Raw genomic sequence first — 19,345 nt, 5'->3', positions numbered from 1 at the left:
CATCCGCTTTCAAGTATACGAATAAATATACAGGAAACCGAATAATGAAACAATACTTTTTTAAACTTCCACGCCGACAAATTCCGCAAACACTTCATTGCCGAGGTAGAGTCCTTTGGAAGAGAGGCGGTAGCCGTCCTCCGTCGGCTCGATCAGGCCGAGCTTCTCCAGCTTGGCGAGCGGCCGGGAAAATCTCGTCCGGAACGATTCGCCGAATTGCGCCTGAAAATCTGCGTCTCTTACCCCGCGCAGCATCCGCAGGCCGACCATCATGAAATCCTCCATCGCTTCCCCGCGTTCGACGCGCTCCGCGGACAGCCGCGGAAGCCGCTCTTTGGCGGCCTCGATGTAGGGATTCACGCCTTTGATGTTTACGTGGCGTTCCCCGTGCGCATAGCCGTGGGCCCCCGCCCCGATGCCGTAATAGCTCCGGTTTTCCCAATACGCGCTGTTGTGCTTGCTTTCGAAGCCGGGCCGGGCGAAATTGCTGATTTCATACTGCCGGTATCCCGCATCCGTAAGCCGCTTCATGATGAGGCCAAACATCGCGACCTCGTCTTCCTCGGCGGGCAGCGGGAGCTTGTCTTTCATATATAAGGAGTGGAACAGCGTGTTCTCCTCCACCTTGAGCCCGTAGATCGAATAGTGCTGAAGGTCGAGCGAAAGGGCGGTGTCGAGCGTCGCTTCCAGCACCGGGAGCGTCTGCTCCGGAAGCCCGAACATCAGATCGATGGACAGGTTGGCGAAGCCGGCCCGGCGGGCGTTCTCCAGGCTCTGGATCACGTCGTCCGGGTTGTGGATGCGGCCGATCCGCTCAAGAAGCGCCGCGTTGAACGACTGCGCTCCGAAGCTCACGCGGTTGACGCCGCCTTCCTTCATCGCCGCCAGCTTTTCCGGGTCGGTGGTGCCGGGGTTCGCCTCCATCGTGAATTCAAACCCTTCCGCCCGTTTCGGGAAGTAGGTATTCACGAGCCGGAGGAAAACGGCCATCTGCTCCGGCGTCAGCACCGTCGGGGTGCCGCCGCCGACAAACACGGTTTTGATCCCGCCCGGCGGTAAGCCCTTGACGGTGCGCTCCATTTCGCGCTCCAAGGCGTCGATGTAATCCATGACCGGCTGTCCCTTCAGCACGTAGGAGTTGAAATCGCAGTAGTGGCACTTGTTCGTGCAAAACGGGATGTGAATGTAGACGGATTCCGGCGCTTGTCCGGGCCAGGCCATGGGTCCGCCGCCTCCTTTATTCGTCGATTTTCAGAACGGCCATGAAGGCTTCCTGCGGAACCTCCACGCTGCCGACCTGCTTCATGCGTTTTTTGCCTTCCTTTTGCTTCTCCAGGAGCTTCCGTTTCCGCGAAATGTCGCCGCCGTAGCACTTGGCGAGGACGTTCTTGCGCAGCGCCTTGACCGTCTCCCGGGCGACGATTTTCGTTCCGACGGCCGCCTGGATCGGCACCTCGAACATTTGCCGCGGGATGAGCTGGCGCAGCTTTTCGCAAATGATTTTGCCGCGGTTGTAGGCGCGGTCGCGGTGTACGATGAACGACAGGGCGTCCACCTGCTCGCCGTTCAGCAGAATGTCCATTTTGACCAGATTGGACGTTTTGTAGCCCGACACTTCATAGTCAAACGACGCATACCCCTTCGTGCCCGACTTCAATTGGTCGAAAAAGTCGTAGACGATTTCGGACAGCGGCATTTCGTATGTCAGCGTGACGCGGTTCGTGTCCAGGTATTCCATGTTGACGAATTCGCCGCGCTTGCCCTGGCAGAGCTCCATGATGGTGCCGACGAAATCGTTCGGGACGATGATCGCCGCCTTCACGTACGGCTCCTCCACGTGCTCGATGCGGCCGACCTCCGGGTATAGCGACGGGTTGTCGATCTCGATCAGTTCCCCGTTGGTCAGCTGCACCTTGTAGATAACGCTCGGCGCGGTGGTGATAAGCGGAATGTTGAACTCCCGCTCAATGCGCTCCTGGATGATCTCCATGTGCAGCAGTCCGAGAAAGCCGCAGCGGAAGCCGAAGCCGAGCGCGGAGGACGTCTCCGGCTCGTAGCGCAGCGAGGCGTCGTTCAGCTCCAGCTTCTCCAGCGCGTCGCGCAGGTCGTTGTAGTCCGACGATTCGATCGGGTACAGTCCGCAGAACACCATCGGGTTGATCCGCCGGTAGCCGGGCAGCGGCTCGGCCGCCGGACGCTGAGCGTCAGTGATCGTATCGCCCACCCGGGTATCCTTTACGTTCTTGATCGATGCGACGACAAAACCGACGTCGCCGACCGCAAGCTCGTCGACGATGGTCATGCGGGGCTTGAACGCGCCGACTTCGATGACCTCGAACGTTTTGTCCGTCGCCATGAACTTGATCTTCGAGCCGGGCCGGATCGCACCGTCGATAACCCGCACGTAAACGATAACGCCTTTGTAGGGATCATAGTGCGAATCGAAAATCAGCGCCTTCAGCGGGTTGTCCGGGTCGCCGGTCGGGGCCGGCACCTTCGTGACCACCTGCTCGAGAATTTCCTTGATGCCGATGCCCGCCTTGGCCGAAGCCAGCACCGCTTCGCCGGCGTCGAGGCCGATGACATCCTCGATCTCCGTCTTGACCCGCTCGGGATCGGCGCTGGGCAGGTCGATTTTGTTGATGACCGGCAAAATCTCCAGGTTGTTGTCGAGCGCAAGGTATACGTTCGCCAGCGTCTGGGCTTCAATGCCCTGCGCCGCGTCAACGACCAGCAGCGCGCCTTCGCACGCCGCCAGGCTGCGGGACACCTCGTACGTAAAGTCTACGTGTCCGGGCGTGTCGATCAGGTTGAGGATATACTCCTCCCCGTCGTCGGCTTTGTAGTTCAGCCGGACGGCCTGCAGCTTGATCGTGATGCCGCGCTCGCGCTCCAGGTCCATCTGGTCGAGGACCTGTTCCTGCATCTCGCGGGACGAAAGGGCGCCGGTATACTCCAGAATGCGGTCGGCCAGCGTCGATTTGCCGTGGTCGATGTGCGCGATAATGGAAAAGTTTCTGATTTTGGTTTGTCGTTGCCGGATATCCATTAAGCTTTGAGCCTCCGAAAGTTCGCAATAAGAATAAGTATAGCAGTTCGGAGAAGCGGCATCAACGGATGGCGGGCGGAACTCTGCCTTCCGCGGCCGCCAAAGCAGGCCTTTTTAACGGATTAGGCGGTCGAAAAGCCCGGCGAGTCCGTCCACGATGGAGGTGGCGAGCCTGCCCAGCAGCTCGCCTAGCTTGTTTCCGACGCGATTGAGGAAGGATTCGCCCGTTCCGGCCGGGGAGGCGGCCTTCCCCCGCTCCGCGTCCGCAAGCCGCGTTCCGTTAGCGTTTCCGGCAGCGGCAGCGCGATCCTCATCGCCGTCCTGCGGACCAGCCTCCGGAGTTTCTCCGGCTTGCTCCCCATTGCGCCGTTCCCGTTCCGCCTCCGCTTCGGGAGCCTGCTGTGCGCCCCCGGCTCCCTGGGATTCCGCCGCCTCCCGATCCGAAGAGAGCCCTCCCTCCGGCAGGGTGGCCGCGTCCCAGTCGTCTCCGATCTCGGCCCAGGAGGGCGGTTCCTTGCTTGGCCCGTCTTCGGACCGGAGCCATGGCGCGGCGGCGGAGATTCCCGGGGCGGCGCCGCCCCGGTCGAGCCGATGCTCCGCCTGGCGAAGCCCGATTGCCGAGCCGATGCCGATCAGCAGGAGAACCCAGACGAGCCGGGAAACGGCGCGTCTCACGAGGCCGCTCCTTTCTTCGGCGCAGGCGCGGCCGGGGCGTCCGCCTTCTTCGCTCCATGTGCGCCATGGTACAGCTCAGCCACCGCCTCCGCCAGCACATCCGCCGTGCGGTAGCATTCCTCCAAAGAATTATAGGGGCCGCCGATTTCGATCAGCACGCTGTTGGGGGAAAGCGACTGGTTGTACTCGGCGTTTCCTTCATGCGGCGATTTTCCCCATACCCCGCGCGACAGGCCGGGCAGCCGCTTTTCCAGCAGCTGGTGAATGCCGGCGGCGAACGATTCGTTCTTTTTCCAGTCCGGGTTGCGCTGGCCGATAATGAAATACACCTGGGCGTAGGCCTTCCCGCCGATCACGGTCGTCGTTTTATCCCGTTTGAGCGAATCGCGGTGAATGTCGAATACGAATTCGATCTCGGGATAAACCGCAAACGCCTCCTTGACCGTTTTGTTGGAATACTTGTAGGAATAAGCGTAGTTAAAATCCTTCTCGACCGCCTGATAGTCCGTGCCGTAGTCGATGGCCCCGACTCCCCGCTTTTCCAGCTGCTCTGCAAGCCGCCGTCCGACAAGCGTCACGTTGGTCCGGCCGTCGTAGGCCTGATCCGGGTCGGTCACGCCCTTCAGCTCGGGAAGGAACGATTCCCGGTTATGAGAATGATAAATCATAACCGCCGTCGGAAGCTCTCCGCCCGTGCCCGTCTCCGTTCCGTCCGAGGGCGGCTCCGTGGGAGCCGGCGTGGCGGTGTCTCCCGAAGCCCCTTCTCCCGCCTCGGGGCCGGGGGAGGCGTAGGGAACCGCCGGCGCAGCGGGGTTTTTCTCCGGCTGCCGTCCGGGATCGGCCGGCGTGTAATCCTCCGGTCCTCCGCTGTCGCCGAACGCACCCGATTTGTGCAGCAGCACCGTTTTTTCAGCGCTCAGCCCGGGCACCTCCCGGGCCAGAAACGTCCGCGGGTCTTTGAGGTTGATATCGGTCAGCAGCCGGAAGGCCAGGTTTACGATATTCGCGTCCGAGAAGGAGAAGCCTTGCGTTTCTCCCTTGAGATGCGGCATTTCCAGACTCATGGCGTCGAGGAAAAAGGAATTGGAGATCGAAGCCGCCCATCCCTTGACAGGGGACAAAGGGGCCCGGTCGAGCTTTTCGTTGGCATACCCGGCCAGTCCCAAAAGGACGAACACGAGCAGGGTTCCGAGCGCCAGCGTTCCAAACATGCGAAGCGCTGCGGCCGAATGCTGTACGGCTTTGCGGATTTTACTGAGGTCGAGAATAAGCGGGGTCCATTTCATCGTCTACTCCTCCGATCGCGGGATGCGGTTAAGAGCTTGGCTCTGTTTAGTAGACTCTATGAATCTCGCAACTCAAATAGAACCTTGCGGACAAAATGAAACCGGGACGTCCCTTGGCGGGCGTCCCGGCAGCCGGACGGGAAAAGCCTGGCTTTCCCGCCGATATTCGATTCCATATTCCATAAAAGCTCGTCTACATGTCCATCGCGCGGCCCGGCCCCCGGCCGGCAAGATAGGAAGAGACCAGACCGGGGACTTCCTTCAGGGCGGGAACGGTGAAATAAGCGCCCTGCGGCTTTACGGCCAGCTCGACCATATTGTACTCCCACTCCCGGATCGCCGGCACGTACACCGCCTTGATGCCCGTTTCCAGCGCGGGGATGATGTCGGTCCGCATCGAATTGCCGACCATCCAGGTGCGGGCGAGGTCGAATTTTCCTTCTTCCAATATCGTCCGCAAGGTGTCGGTTGTCTTGTGCTGCCGGATGAAAATGCGGTCGCCGAAAAATTCCTCCAGCTTGAACGCTTCGACCTTGCGCTTTTGAATGGATTCCACGCCGCCGGTATACAAATACAGCGTATGTCCCATTTCCCGCAATCGGCCGAGCGTCTCCGCCATGTCCGGATACGGCTCGATCTCCCGGCTGTAAACCGACTTTCCAAGCTCGCGGAGCGCGTTTTCCTCCGCTTCATCCCGCTTGCGGCCGGTCATTTCGCAAAAATGGCGGTAGGTCTGAACAAATGATTCCGGAAAATGATCCTCGGTAAAACCGAGCACATTGACCCCCATCGTATCGATTTCGAACTGCTTGTCCTTGATCTTTTCCGCCGTGAGGGCGTAAGCCGAAAACCAGGTCAGCAGCTGGTCGGCGAACTGGTCGATCACGAGATCGAAGTAAATGTTGCAGTGAATCAGGGTATCGTCCATATCAAACAGAATATGCTGCGGTTTCATCGCGTTCACCTTTCTTCCCGTGGCAGCCTGCTTTGCTTGCTTGTTGGTATAACTGACTATATCAAAACAGGAGGCAAAAGAAAAGGAAGGGGCCCCGGCCCGGCCCCCTCCCCTGTCTCCGTCAGTGGGTATAAGCCGCCACATTTCCCGAATCGACCGCTTCGTGCAGGGCCGCGTTCAGGCCGCTCGCGATGATGTTGGCAATGTCTTCGATGAACTGGTCGATCTCCTTCGGCGTGACCAGAAGGTCCTGTCCGATCGGGCTGAGGACCTCCCGCACCAGCTGAAGCCGCTCGCCGTCTTCCAGCTTTTCCAGCAGACCGAGAATGGAGACGGTGCCCTTCGTTTCTTTCCGGAAATGCTCCACCATCAGGTCGATGCTGCTGTCCACGATGGTGGACGCGTACACGACCGTCGGCACGCCGATGGCGATGACGGGGATGCCGAGAATCGGCTCCGTCAGCCCCCGGCGCTTGTTGCCGATGCCCGAGCCCGGGTGAATGCCCGTGTCCGCAATCTGGATCGTCGTGTTGACGCGGTCCAGCGAACGCGAAGCCAAGGCGTCGACGGCGATCACAAGGTCGGGCTGCGTCCGCTCGACGATCGCCTGTACGATCTCGCTGCTTTCGATTCCCGTCGTGCCCAGCACGCCCGGCGCCACCGCGCTTACTTCCCGGTAACCCGGGCGGACCTGTCCCGGCATCAGCTCGAAATAGTGGCGGGTAACCATCACGTTATCGACCGCAAGCGGCCCGAGCGCGTCCGCGGTGACCCGGCCGTTGCCGAGGCCGACAATGAGAACGCGGTCGTCCGGCCCTATACCCACCCGCTGCAAAAAGGCGGCGAATTCGCCGGCAAACCGCGTCGCCACGCGGTCCTGCAGCGCCGAATCCTTGGAGCGGAGGCCGGGCACCTCCAGGGTGACGTAATGTCCTTGCAGCTTCCCGATGGCGCGTGACGCCTCCTCCGTCTCGACATCCAGGTGGGTTACCTTGATGCCGTCCCGGTCCACGGTTATTTGATTCACCCCGGAAACGGTTCCGCCCCCCTGCCGGCGGGAGGCCAGCTCTGTGGCCTCCAGCGCTAAGTCGGTGCTTCCCGCGTAGAGCGGTTCTTCGTTTGTCATCAGCCTGTTCCTCCCTCGTTTCGGTGGTTTTATTGTGCGGGAATGAGGATCAGGTTATTCCCGGCCGGCTCTTGCATTTTCATATGCGGCGTGCTAGAATGTTTGGAGTTGTGATCCATTTGGAATGGTATGGTTTTTCGAGTAGGAGGTGAATGTGAATGCCGAACATTAAATCCGCTATCAAACGCGTGAAAACGAACGAAGCTCGCCGTCTGCGCAACGCTTCCCAAAAGTCCGCTCTGCGTACGGCAATCAAGACTTTTGAGACTGCTGCCGGCAACGGAAACGTGGACACCGCCAAAGAGACTCTTGTACAGGCGACCAAGAAGCTCGACAAAGCCGTTTCGAAAGGCTTGATCCATAAAAACACCGCCAACCGCAAGAAATCCCGCCTGGCGAAAAAGCTGAACGCTCTTTCCCAACAGGGTTAATTGCCCGGCAAGAAAAGGACCGCCCATCTGTCATCTTCGATGACAGATGGGCGGTCCTTTTCAATTTTTAAAACAACCATGGGCCAACTTCATCTACCAATGGACCTAGAGGACAACATTTCGTCACATATCAGTGTTATTAACCGGGTGATCAATCGTATGGGTGACCGCACTTTCACCGCTACTTATCCCGGAGGAGGAAGAGACAGCTACAATCATCCAAGAAGTCATCATTTGTGTCATACGCAACGGATTGCCCTAATAAATTTCCAAATTCTTCATATTTATGCGGACTGCCAGAAGAGCGTATGAAAGGGATACTGGAGACGGTCTCCACTGATGTAATCCACTTTTATTGCTAACGAAAGTTCGTGAAGTTCGCACTACTTACTCGAAGGTACCAAAATTGAAGCGAACTTCCAAGCGGTAAATGAGGAAAAACAGTTGCTGTAAGGCTGGCTGAGAAACAAGAAGAGTATAGTTATTTTGTAAAGACCATCAACGACAACAAACTGATGATTGTATTTATTATACAACCACCAGCTCGTTGAAAAAGATTTCGACGACTCGTTACTTAATGTATCTATACTTAACTACTTTTGTAACATGCGATCATTTTATAAGATTACCGGGGTAAGCAATGAACACCGGTGCATAAGTGTAAAATGGTATCCCATTTTTATTAACTGTAAACGAACCAATTCTGTTAACTTGTTCATAATATTGATTAAATCTACCATTATCATGGAAGTTCTCAATATATTTATACCAGGTATAACCCGTTTCACCTGACCAAGTAATAGGTGCATTTGAATATTCTATTTTTGGTTGACCGTTATAGTTAAATGCAGTCCAATCAAATCTATTTACAGTATAACTAGAGTCTGAACCCATAAATTTCCACGAGCTACCATAGTATATCCAATAATATGTCATTGATGTAACCGAGTTCATTACAATTCTATACAAACCATTAGCATTCCCTGCAATATACTTAGTATCATAGCTTTTCAAAGACGGAATTGCAGAGTTTAATGTCCAATCTAAGATTATGCCACCTGGAAATTTTCCTAACAACTGGCTAAATCCAAAAGAAAAAGTTGATTGTAATAAGTTCTGTATAAGGGTTTGTGTTGCGTTAGGTGGTGCTGCATTTATTTCCACATTACGTGCTAACGCGTTATAGCCCTTATTGTCCACTACCCGAATATAAGCGTAATCATACGTAACATTTTGATAAGTATATGTACCTTGATAACGATATAACGTAAACAGGTTTGCTACTGCTGCCAAATCAGGAGGGGAGGGGACACTCGCCGCGGAAACTTCCCCTTCAGTTTTGAGTCGAGTATTGGCCAATTCATTCAGAAATTGTAAATCTTCTTGTTTGTTTGGATCGAGTTTCTCTAAACCAAGATTTGTTAACTGGCTTTCAATAGATTGTTCTTTTTTCTGTTCTTCGATGATTTTTCCATACAGAGCATCCTTAGTCAATGCAAATGAACTTTGTATTTCTTTTTTTGAGGCAATCAATTCATACAGATTCTGTTTGGCTACTGTTTCATTAAGCTCTTCAAACAAATTATCAATTTGAACTTGTTTCGCGTCTTCTGATACATTAGCAAATTCGGAAGCGCTTGCAGAAGAAAGTGTAGAAGTAAAACATAGAACTGCGATTAGAATAACAAAAAAATTCTTTTTCATTTGGTACACCTCTCCTTTTTTTTAAAACAAGGTTGTTATTTTTTTGTTCACCTCTAAAGGTAATATTAATCCCCCAGTTGTTTACGCACTACTATTTCTATTTTTTTTGCTTCCGAAGCATTAGTTGCTGGAGCATAAAATGCTCCCTCATTTTCATATATCAAATCAAAATAAATACTACTGAAGTTTTTCTTTGCCCATGAAATGACCACAAGCTTGCTTGTATCCAATTCCTTGCTTTTATTCTCAAGAAAGAAAACTGGATAATGTTGAACTCCATTTACTTTTTCCTTGAGGAGTTGAATAAAGCTTTCAGTTTCCCCCCTTTTAATTGCCTTATAAACAACTCCGTCAGCAATAAAGTTCCCTTTGTATGAAGTTGGTTTAATCAAACTTCTGTAAGCTTTCATTTTAATAACTACATTAATTTTTTCTCCGTTGAGAGAACAAGCGGAGTAACTCCTATTAATAGGGACTGGGAGCTTGTAATAGATAAACGACAGCGAAAGAACAACAATAATAATAACAATTAATCTTCTTCTTATACGAACCACCCCAAAAATTATTCTAGACTTATATTGGCATGTTTTTCATTATTATGGATTATAATATCATATTTTTCCTTATACTGTAAAGTTGATTTTTGTAACCACTCTTTATAGATTGTTCCAGTTAATTACGGCCTGATGTAACTTTCTTACGCCCATCGCCAAACGTGAAATTCTTTTGATTGATGCGGTCCTAAGCGTATGGTTAGTAATTATATTGATTTATAACCAGGAAAATTTAGAATCATTTTCCACTCGATTCATAATTTGATTAATAGGATGCTTTATGACGAGAAAGTCGCCTAGCCTGTAAGCTTTTGATCAGCCTAAGGCCATAATAGCTTATAGTCCTACGGCTCCCTTGGATCCTGCAGAGGAGCTTACTCCGGGTATTTATATTTCGCGAAGATCAATAGCAAGTTGAAACTTCCATTCATGTATTATCAAAATGGAGAAATGGCTATTGCCAACCGCAAGAACGTCATGTTCATGTGGACGGCCAGGAGAGTTATGAAAGGGCTACTGGAGACTGTCTTCACTGGTGTACTCCACTTTTATTGCTAGCAAAGTTCGTGAAGTTCGCACAACTTTCTCTATTGCACCAAAACTGAAGCGAACGCCAAGCAGTACACTTTTGTACGGGAAAATCAGTTTTAATACCTGCTGAGAAATAAGAAGAGAATTAGCAAGGCAAGACCTAGCTGAAATTAGCGAGGCGTCCCTTGACCAATAAAAAGAGGAAGCTACGTTTAACAACTGGAACCACTTAACCTCTCGACTGAGGAAAGGTTGTTGAAAAAAAAAGATTAGCGCAAACGGCATTATCCCGAGGCTAGAGACATATGGGCGTCTGCGTATGTTCGCAAGCTGCTGTTTCGTTATGAAAACAAAAGTTTGTTCGGGCAATTCAACAAAAACAAGGAAACTAGCGTTTTGCGTTTTTGCGGCGCTGCCAGGTTCTCCCCCGGTCTAGCACGGCCTGGACGTTACTGCGCCAGCTTCAGCAGCAGCAGCTCGAGCCCGAGCGTTTTGTCGGTGCGGCCGGTTTTGATGTTGTAGTCCAGTTCTGCAATGTCGGTCAGGATCGCCTTCAGCCGGTCCGCCCCGTATTTGCGCGCCTGCTCCGCCGCCAGCTTCACGGGATAGGGATGCGAGCCGATCCGGGTCGCAATCTGCTGCTGCGAGTAGCCTTGGGCCGTCATATCCTTGACCTGCAAAATAAGCCGGAACTGCCGGGCCAGCAGCATCACCAGCTTGATCGGCTCCTCCTTTTGCCGGAACAGCTCCTGCAATATATCGAACGCACGCGTCATCCGCTTGTGCACGATGTCCTCCATCATGATAAACACGTTCTGCTCCGTGCCCCGGACCACCAGCGCTTCCACCGTCGCCGCATCGATCCGTTTGCCGTCCCCCGCATACAAAATGAGCTTGTCCAGCTCCGAGGCCATCGCGTGCAATTGTCCCCCCGTGTAGAGCACAAACCGCTCCAGCGCGTCCTTGTCGAAACGGACGCCCCGCCGCTCGGCCCGGCGTTCCGCCCAGGACGGCAGCTCCTCCGCGGACAGCGGCGCGAACGGCTTCAGCGCCTTATGGTCCTTGAGCGCCTTGACGACTTTCTTCCGCTCGTCCAGCTTTTCGGCATCCACGGTCAAAAGCAGAACGGTGTGCTCCGCCGGCGCCTTCAGGTACTCCAGCAGTGCCTCCGGCCGATGCTCCGCCTTGGAGGTATCCTTCGCGCCGGTCAGAAAAAGCGCTCCCCGGGCGATGACCACTTTCCGCTCGGTCATAAAAGGAGCCGTCTGCGCCTCGTCCAGCACCGCTTCCAGCGGGGTTTCGGCCAGATCGTAGCGGATGACCGAAAAGTCCTTGAAGGCCGGGTCGGTCAGCCGGTCGATCAAAGAAGCCAAATACTCCTCCCGCAAAAAGGTTTCCGTTCCGTAGCAAACCTGCACCGGACTGTCCACCGCCATGTCCAACACCTCGCAATTGTTATCGCCCTCCAGTATAACACAAAGAAACGGCGCCAACCCGTCCGGGCTGCACGCCGTTCCTTTATATAAACACCCGGTTGAAAGCCCTAGAAACTTTCACCTGAGCGGTTGGGAGCGTCAGGACGCTCTTCGTCGCTCCGTACCGGCTGCTTCGTTTCTCAGTATATGCCGCCCGGCCCGCCGTTGCCCGGGCCGCCGGCTATTTTTTCATCTCCGTGTTCAGCGCAAGGTCGATCATGTATTCAGCCACGGTTCCGTCCGCCCGGGACACCGTGTAAAACACCTGGAATTCGTTCATCCAGGCCATCAGCCGGACCCGGTCCTCCGCTTCCCAGCGAAGCGGGGAAGCAAACAGCAGGGTGCCGTCATTCCGCCGCACCACGACTTGTCCGTCCTCGACCAGGGCTTCCTTCTGCCCGCTGCCCGACAACAGGCGTTTCGTGCTGTCGTTGGTTTCCGCGCCCGGAGCGACAATTGTACCGGGCGGCGTAAAGGTCACGCTGTTGTCCGAGCCGCCGGTCGCCGGTTCCGCGAAAACGCCCGAGCTCGCGGGGCCCGTATCGGTTGCGATTGAAGAGATCGCCTCGGTTCCCGGCAAGGCCGCGTTGTCCTTTGTTTTATTGCCCGACCCGGAGAACAAGCTGGTGTCTTCACCGCTTGCCCCATATTGGTCCTGCACCGTCAGCGGCTCGCCAGGCACGGAGCCCGCTGCGTTCCGCTGCTGTTCGGTCCCGCGTTCATCGGCCGCTTCCGGGGCGCCGGAACCGCTGCCGGCCGTCTCCTGGGGAACCGGCAGGCTCCGGGTTATATCGGCCGAAGGACTCGCCTGGTCCGGTAAAGCTCCCCCTTCAACTTCCCCGACAGGCGCAAGCTGGGACGTCTCGCTCTTCAGCGCCGATTCCGGCGATTCCTGCGGAGCTTCAGATGCTTCCAGCGCCGAGAAGGGAGAAGCCGCTCCCCCGTCCGCGGCTTCCTGCTGCTTCGGCAGGGCGTTGTCCGCCTGCCGTCCGGCCGGATCATCCGCCATTTGGAACAGAAGCACGCCGATCAGAAGCGCAGCGGCAGCCGTTCCGCCGTAAACGAGCCGCGAGGCGAATTTCCGGCGGCGGTACACAGGCGCGGGAGCGGCGGTTTCCGCTGGCCGGACAACCGGCTTCGCCGGCTGCTCAGCCGCTTCGCCCGCGTCGGCAAACAATTGAGGCAGAATCGAATCCACAATGCTAAAAGGAGGTTTTATATCAGGCAGGGCTTCCAATTGCTCCGAAACCCGTTTCAGCCGTTCAAAAAGCTCCGAGCATTCAGGGCAGCGGTCGAAATGGGAAACCATGAACTGCTGCTCCGTATCCGACAAGTCATGATCCAAATGCCTCTGCATGAGTTCCGTCATTTCTGCACAACTCAACCCCGAACACCACCTTTCTGATAATCTTTCAGCAGGGTTTGAAGCTGCTGCCTGGCCCGAAACAGGTAGGATTTGACGGTATTGATCGGAAGGCCCAAGCTTTCCGCGATTTCCGCGTAACTGAAATCCTGCAAGTACCGCAGCACCACAACCGTCCGGTGCTGGTCGGGCAGCTTCCCGATCGCTTCGACGATGTCTTTGGCCGCAAAGGCCGCCATTACCTCATCCTCGACCATTTGCCCCGATGGAAACACCATCTCATGCTCGTCTATGGAAACCGAAGGTTTCGTTCTTCGAAACTTGTCGATGCACACATTCGTTACGATCCGGCCGACCCAGGTCTTGAACAGGGCCCGCTCCTCGTAGGAGCCGATTTTCTGGTAAATGCGAAGCAGGGCCTCCTGGGAAGCGTCCATTGCGTCCTGCTCGTTATTTAATATAAAAAATGCCGTTTTGTAGACGTGTGTCTCGATTTCCCGCAAAAGAGCGATAAGAGCGTCGCGGTCGCCCGCTTGTGCCGCTTTTATCGTTTCAGGCGCTACCACAAGGGTCCCCCTCTCTTGCATCCCTCAGACGCAAGACATGCGCAAAAGGTTGCAATTTGTTCTAAAAAAAAGATTTGGCGCCGCAACAGCCGGACGCCGTTCCCGCTTTACTTCTCCGCGCATATGGGAAGAACCTTCCGTATCGGTTAAAAAACCGCAAAAAATGGCGTTAAGGACCGTTTTCCGGCAGACCGGATCACGGCGCGGTCCCACCTGCCCGGACGGCTTACGGCTTTTTTCCCGCCGGCCGGCGGCAGGTCCCCTTGGCATTCCGCGCAGCCAGCCCATCGGAATCTGATTCCCGTTACTCCAGATCCGCACCGGATAGCTTGGTTTCGAGCCGGAGGCCGCTCACGCCGACCCGGAAGCGGATTTCCCCCTGAAGGTCCGTCCGGAGAATTTCCGTCCGCGCCCGCTCAAGCCGGCCGACCACTTCCGGCGCCGGGTGGCCGTACCGGTTGTTTTTACCGGCGGATATCACGGAATACCTCGGGCTCCAGAAGGCAACCCATTCCCGGTCCGTCGACGTCTTGCTCCCGTGATGAGCCACCTTCAGCACATCCAGAAGCGGTCCGGCCCCCGCGTTCGCAGCACCGGCCCAAGGCCTCAATTCTTTCAGTATAGCTTTTTCCCTTTGTTTGTCCATATCTCCGGTTAAGAGAAAGGCAGCGGATTTCATTTTCATATAAAAGACGAGAGAAGCGGCATTTTGTTCCTTCCGCTCGTCCAGCTGTCCGGATTGCCCGTCCGGAGACAGAAACCGGAGGACCGTTTCGCCGTCCGGGGCGTAGACCGCCCCCCGTCCCGCCTGGACCAACGGGATGCCCCGCTCCGCCGCCGCCCGGTAAAACGCGCGGGAAGCGGAATCGTCGGGCCGGGTGCCGTTAAAGAAGATCCGTTTGATCGGAATTTGCTCGACGACGGCAAGCAGGCCGCCGATGTGATCCATATCGTTATGCGAAACGATGAGCGCATCCAGCTCCCGGACGCCCCGCTTCTTCAGAAGCGGCACGACCAGCTTCCGCCCCACCTCATAGGGATCGCGCCGCCTTTTCCATTCCTCCCCCGGCTTCTCAAAGGAGAGCGTTCCGCCTCCGTCTACCAGAATATCTTTTCGCCCCGGTGTGCGGATCAGAATGCAGTCGCCCTGCCCGACGTCGAGGAAAGACACGGTTCCGGTGCGATCCAACCGGTCCGGCTGGTACGAGCAGCCGACCAGCAGCACAAGGACGGCCGCCGCGCCCGCGGTCCAGCGGAGGAGCGGCTGGCGGGACAGCGGCCCGGGGAGCGCGTCGGGCAGGCGGACCGCCCGGGCGGCCAGCGTCCGTCGCCGCCTGAGCCGGTCCGCGCCTGCCAGCAGAAGGCCCCCGAACGCAAAGCAGGCCGCTATCCACCAGGCGGGCGGAGAGGGCCAGATCAGCCGAAAAGAAGGGAACCGGTCCAGCCATTCCACCGCCGCGAAGCAGAGCCGGTTGATCTGCGCCGTCGGCCAGGCGAGCAGGCGGCCAGCGGGGGCGTGGACCAATGCGGCCAGAACGGCGACCGTTCCCGCCGGGGTAACGGCAAAGCTGACAACCGGGACCAGAATAAGGTTCGCGGCGAACGACAGCAGGGAGAATTGGTTGAAATAAAAGACGGTCAAGGGAAAGGAAACGGCCTGGGCGACCAGTGTCACGGCAACGGTTCCGTTCAAACCCTTGTGCCGGATGGGCAGCAGCCGGGACACGGGCGGAACGCCCAGAATCAGTCCTGCCGTCACCAGAAAAGACAGCTGAAACCCGACATCCAGCACATAATAAGGATTCCACAGCAGCAAGACCCAAGCGGTGGCGCAGACCAGATGCAGGCCGTCCTTCAGCGTGCCCTTGTGAGCGGCCCAGAGGGCGAGCAGGGCCATAAGCCCGGCGCGAAGAATGGACGGCGAAGCCCCGGTGAGCAAAATATAGAGCGGCAAAAGCCCCATCACGGCCAGCCGCGCCCGCTCGCGCGTTACACCCAGCAGACCGAAAAGCCGCAGCAGGGCCGCGACAAACACGGCGACATGCAGGCCCGAGATCGCCAGCAGATGAGTCAGGCCAAGATCGGAAAACCGCCGGTATTGCTCCGGATCGATTTCTTCTTGAACGCCGAGCACCAGGCCTTTCATATACCCCGTCTGCCGTTCCGGGAAAGCGTCCTCCACGGCCAGGGAAAGACGTTCCCGGACCCGGTCGACGGAGCGCAGGAGCCGGAGCGCAGGACCGGGACCCCGCTGCCCCGCATCCGCCTTCACCTCCGCCAGGCCTTTTACCGACAGCTGCCAGTGGATGTGCTGCCGTTTCAAGTAAGCGCGATAATCGAAGCCGCCGAAGTTGCGGGCGGGCTCCGGCTCAAGCAGCTGCCCGGAAATTGCGGCAGCGTCGCCCCGCCGCCAGGAGGCGGCTTCGGCCTGCTCTTCCCGCTTGAGCAGGCGGACGGCAACGCGAAGCTTTTCCCGCACCGGTTTCGGCCCGGAGCCGTTTAGCTGAACCGAGGACGTCTCCATAAGAAAAACGGCCCGGTCGCCGTCCACGGATACGGGCGAGGTCAGCACTCCGCGGACGGCTGCCCGCACCGGCTGAGGTTGTCCGGCGGCCCCCGGTCCGGAGGCTGGCGGGACGATGGCGGAGCGATTGCTGCTGTCCGCAGCCTGGTAATAGGAAAAAGCAAAAACGGCGAGCAAAAAAAGCGTTCCCGCCTTTTTGTGCGTAGCCAGTGACAGGCAAACCACGGCGAGAGCCGCCAGTACGATACCCGGAGCCCAGACGGGAACCGGAACGGGACCCGCAGCCGCAGCCAGCGCCAGGCCCGCCAAAAACGCCAGCGTCAATCCGACAAACGGGCTTCTCACCCGCCATTCCCCCTATATAAAAAAGAACCTCTCCGGCCTGAGAGGTTCTTCCTCGTGTCATTTCGTTTCATGGTTTAAATGATTCCACCCCCGACATGATCCAGTCCGCTTCAGTTGATCACGTCCGTCAGGGTGTTTTCCGGCGGCGCATAAGCTTCCAGCCGGCGCAGCAGAATGCCGCGTTCTTTCATCAGCGCGGCGACCTTCTCCGCGTCCTTCGGATACATGCGGTCGTAGACGATTTCCTTGATGCCGCTGTTGGCCAGCATGTTGGCGCAGGTCCAGCAGGGCTGATCCGTCACGTAAACCGTCGAGCCTTCCCGGTCGATCCGGTCTGTGAACAGGATCAGGTTTTGTTCGGCATGGATCGTCCGGATGCAGCGCTGCTTTTTGACCACCGTCTGCTGTCCGTTCACGTCCTGCATTTCATATTCTTCGGCCAGCATGCAGCCCGCTTCGTAACAATCCGGCACCCCCATCGGCGCCCCGTTGTATGCGGAGCCGAGCAGCTTCTTGCCCTGCACCAGCACCGCCCCGACATGCCGCCGGGGGCACTGCGAGCGGGTGGACGCCATATAGGCGATATCCATGAAGTAGGTGTCCCAATCCTTCTTGCGCGTCGCGTTCATACCCGGATCTATCGCTCCTTTTCCCTTATCCGCCTGCAATTGTGCCTATTCTCTCACAAAAAGAATGAAAAAGGAAGACGGCTACCGCAAAGGACGAGCCGTAATCATATCCCGAAAGGCTTCATAGGTCTTCTCCCCGATGCCCTTTACGTTGACGATCTCTTCGGGCGAACCGAACCCTCCGTTCTGTTCCCGGTAGGCGATGATCGCCCGGGCCTTCGTCTCCCCGATGCGCGGCAGCTCCATGAGTTCCTCTACCCCTGCGCTGTTCAGGTCGATTAACCCCGTATCCACCGCCGCGTAGGGCTGGGACGCGGCCGCCGGGGACTCGTTCCCGCCGCCGCTCGGCTGGCCTGCCGCCTGCGGGGCGCTCCCGCCTCCAGCCGCCGCGTCGTCCACCCGGCCCGGGGCGTCCCCGGCGGACGCGACTCCGGCCGTACCGGCGGCACCGTTCCCGGCGGCTGCCGGTACGGCCGCCCCCGGAACGCCCCCCGCCGGATTTGCTACCGTTGCCCCCGCCCCTTCCACTCCGGGCGCAGCGCCCGCTGCTGCTCCGGCGGCTTCCTTGCCGGCCGGAACGGCGGCCAAAGCGGCGGCATCCCCGGCGCCGGCCGGATTTCCGCCGGCCTGCGCGGCCGCCGTATTTCCCGCCGGGCCGCCTCCAACAGCCGCTCCTGCGCCCGCCCCGGAGCCGGTTCCTCCGGCGCTCACGCCCCCGGCCGCTTCCTCCTTGCCCTCGGATGCCCCGGCTGCTTCCAGCCCGAGGGCCGCTTCCACCTGGCGGTTCATCCGGAGCATCCCTTCCTCGGCTTCGGCTGTGCCGTGCGTCCGGCCGAGCCAATACCCCCCCAGCGCAAGCAGCAAAGCGGCCGCTCCCGCCAGCAGTTGTTTGCGGTACTGCATGATCAGCATTCCCATGCCATCTTCCTCCTGTCGGACCGCTGCGGCTTCACAAACAAAAAGCACCGCCTCCCTTCTCCGCGAGGAGAAAAGAGACGGTGCTTCCATCCCGTTCGATCCATTTGTTTCCACTATACCCCATGCCGCCGAATTGTTCAAGCAAACCGCAAAGCTGCAAAAAGAGTTCCCTGGGGGTTGCTCTTTCCTTCCGTCATCCGCTCGGCGTGCCGATTTCGTAGACGCAGCGGATGGTTTTGACGGAATGGGACGAAACCCTCGGCGCATACAGTTGAAAGAGCTATCCTGCGACGGTTCGGACCGCCGCAATGACGGGAAAGGAGGGTGGGTCATGAGAGCGGGATTTATCGGAACGGGCAGCATGGGCAGCATCCTGATCGATTCGTTCGTCCGCGCGGGCGTCTTCCGGCCCGACCGGATCGTCGCGGCCAACCGGACGCCGGCCAAGGCGCTGACGCTCGCCGCGCGTTATCCCGGGTTGCGGGTCGTGAAGTCCAACCGGGAGGCGGCCGAAGCATGCGACGTTTTGTTTCTTTGCGTCAAGCCGGGCGATTACCCGGAGGTGATTCAGGAGATCGAAGCCGTCTGCCGGGAAGAGCAGCTGATCGTTTCCATTACCAGCCCGGTGCTTCTGCGCCAGCTGGAAAACCGGCTGCCCGGACGGATCGTCAAAATGATCCCGAGCGTAACCAACTATGTGATGAGCGGAGCGGCCCTGTGCATTTACGGCAGCCGGATTACGGAGGAGGACAAGCGGCTGGTCGAGCGGCTCCTTACCCCGATCAGCCGTCCCATTGAGGTGTCGGAGGAGCATACGCGGATCAGCTCCGATTTATCCAGCTGCGGTCCCGCGTTTCTCTCTTTCATCCTGCAAAAGCTGATTGACGCCGCCGTCGAGGAAACCGGCATTCCGTACCCGGAAGCGGAACGGATGGCCTGCGAAATGCTGCTCGGCACAGGCGTGCTCCTGACCACTGGCGGCATGTCACCGGCCCGGCTGATCGAACGGGTCGCGGTTCCCGGCGGCATTACCCGGGAAGGGCTGCATCTGCTGGAAGACGAGCTGAACGGAACATTCCCGCGGCTGATCCGGATCACCCATAAAAAATACGCCGAGGACGTGGAAAAAACCGAAGCCGCCTTTCATGCCCGCAAAAGGTAACGCAGCGCCCTGCAAACCGCATACTCCGTTTCCTGCGTGATCCAAAAAAAAG

Annotated in this window: 16 protein-coding genes; 2 read left to right on the top strand and 14 right to left on the bottom strand. The window is 57.3% G+C overall.

All coding sequences use genetic code 11. The features are described from left to right. Positions 1–60: 60 nt before the first annotated feature. The 6 genes from hemW to gpr all read right to left on the bottom strand — a co-directional run bounded on the left by hemW (position 61) and on the right by gpr (position 7,091). Positions 61–1,221, bottom strand: a complete 1,161-nt coding sequence (gene hemW, locus AC6I6H_RS00300) for a radical SAM family heme chaperone HemW (protein ID WP_497949213.1) — start codon at positions 1,219–1,221, stop codon at positions 61–63. Positions 1,222–1,237: 16 nt separating this feature from the next. Beyond that, positions 1,238–3,049: a translation elongation factor 4 gene (lepA, locus tag AC6I6H_RS00295; RefSeq protein ID WP_497949210.1), complete on the bottom strand. Its 1,812-nt coding sequence runs from the start codon at positions 3,047–3,049 to the stop codon at positions 1,238–1,240. 114 nt (positions 3,050–3,163) lie between these two features. Then, complete coding sequence (locus AC6I6H_RS00290; RefSeq protein WP_497949206.1) at positions 3,164–3,724, bottom strand: hypothetical protein; 561 nt, start codon at positions 3,722–3,724, stop codon at positions 3,164–3,166. After that, positions 3,721–5,010 carry a stage II sporulation protein P gene (locus tag AC6I6H_RS00285; RefSeq protein WP_497949204.1) on the bottom strand — a complete coding sequence of 430 codons (1,290 nt, stop codon included), beginning with the start codon at positions 5,008–5,010 and terminating at the stop codon, positions 3,721–3,723. Before AC6I6H_RS00285 ends, AC6I6H_RS00290 begins: the two co-directional genes overlap by 4 nt. Positions 5,011–5,203: 193 nt before the next feature. Next, the gene (locus tag AC6I6H_RS00280) at positions 5,204–5,965 is read right to left on the bottom strand and encodes an HAD family hydrolase (RefSeq protein WP_497949202.1); all 762 of its coding nucleotides are present in this window, start codon (positions 5,963–5,965) and stop codon (positions 5,204–5,206) included. Positions 5,966–6,086: 121 nt separating this feature from the next. Continuing rightward, entirely contained in the window at positions 6,087–7,091 is a 1,005-nt protein-coding gene (gene gpr / locus AC6I6H_RS00275) for a GPR endopeptidase (RefSeq protein ID WP_497949200.1), read from the bottom strand. A 158-nt stretch (positions 7,092–7,249) separates the two neighbouring features. Between gpr and rpsT the strand changes: the two genes are divergently transcribed. Further along, positions 7,250–7,522, top strand: coding sequence for a 30S ribosomal protein S20 (gene rpsT / locus AC6I6H_RS00270; protein WP_497949198.1), 273 nt, complete (start codon positions 7,250–7,252; stop codon positions 7,520–7,522). Positions 7,523–8,134: 612 nt separating this feature from the next. Here rpsT and AC6I6H_RS00265 read toward each other — a convergent pair. The 8 genes from AC6I6H_RS00265 to AC6I6H_RS00230 form a co-directional block, all read right to left on the bottom strand. After that, positions 8,135–9,226 carry a hypothetical protein gene (locus tag AC6I6H_RS00265; RefSeq protein ID WP_497949196.1) on the bottom strand — a complete coding sequence of 364 codons (1,092 nt, stop codon included), beginning with the start codon at positions 9,224–9,226 and terminating at the stop codon, positions 8,135–8,137. A 65-nt stretch (positions 9,227–9,291) separates the two neighbouring features. After that, entirely contained in the window at positions 9,292–9,636 is a 345-nt protein-coding gene (locus AC6I6H_RS00260) for a hypothetical protein (protein ID WP_497949194.1), read from the bottom strand. Between the two features lie 1,124 nt (positions 9,637–10,760). Beyond that, positions 10,761–11,747 carry a DNA polymerase III subunit delta gene (gene holA / locus AC6I6H_RS00255; RefSeq protein ID WP_497949192.1) on the bottom strand — a complete coding sequence of 329 codons (987 nt, stop codon included), beginning with the start codon at positions 11,745–11,747 and terminating at the stop codon, positions 10,761–10,763. Between the two features lie 220 nt (positions 11,748–11,967). Further along, positions 11,968–13,170, bottom strand: coding sequence for an anti-sigma factor family protein (locus tag AC6I6H_RS00250; RefSeq protein ID WP_497949190.1), 1,203 nt, complete (start codon positions 13,168–13,170; stop codon positions 11,968–11,970). Further along, positions 13,167–13,715 carry an RNA polymerase sigma factor gene (locus AC6I6H_RS00245; RefSeq protein ID WP_497949188.1) on the bottom strand — a complete coding sequence of 183 codons (549 nt, stop codon included), beginning with the start codon at positions 13,713–13,715 and terminating at the stop codon, positions 13,167–13,169. Before AC6I6H_RS00245 ends, AC6I6H_RS00250 begins: the two co-directional genes overlap by 4 nt. Before the next feature lie 304 nt (positions 13,716–14,019). Next, positions 14,020–16,584, bottom strand: a complete 2,565-nt coding sequence (locus AC6I6H_RS00240; protein WP_497949186.1) for a ComEC/Rec2 family competence protein — start codon at positions 16,582–16,584, stop codon at positions 14,020–14,022. Between the two features lie 110 nt (positions 16,585–16,694). Further along, entirely contained in the window at positions 16,695–17,213 is a 519-nt protein-coding gene (locus tag AC6I6H_RS00235) for a deoxycytidylate deaminase (RefSeq protein WP_497949184.1), read from the bottom strand. A gap of 81 nt (positions 17,214–17,294) precedes the next feature. Further along, complete coding sequence (locus AC6I6H_RS00230) at positions 17,295–18,131, bottom strand: ComEA family DNA-binding protein (RefSeq protein WP_497949182.1); 837 nt, start codon at positions 18,129–18,131, stop codon at positions 17,295–17,297. 331 nt (positions 18,132–18,462) lie between these two features. On the opposite strand from AC6I6H_RS00230, the gene comER reads away from it, so the two are divergent. Continuing rightward, positions 18,463–19,293, top strand: a complete 831-nt coding sequence (gene comER / locus AC6I6H_RS00225; RefSeq protein ID WP_497949179.1) for a late competence protein ComER — start codon at positions 18,463–18,465, stop codon at positions 19,291–19,293. The last annotated feature ends 52 nt before the right edge of the window (positions 19,294–19,345 follow it).

Source organism: Gorillibacterium sp. sgz306347, from assembly GCF_059735245.1.
The sequence above is the reverse complement of the archived record's forward strand: the minus strand, read 5'-3'. Positions and strand labels throughout refer to the sequence as shown.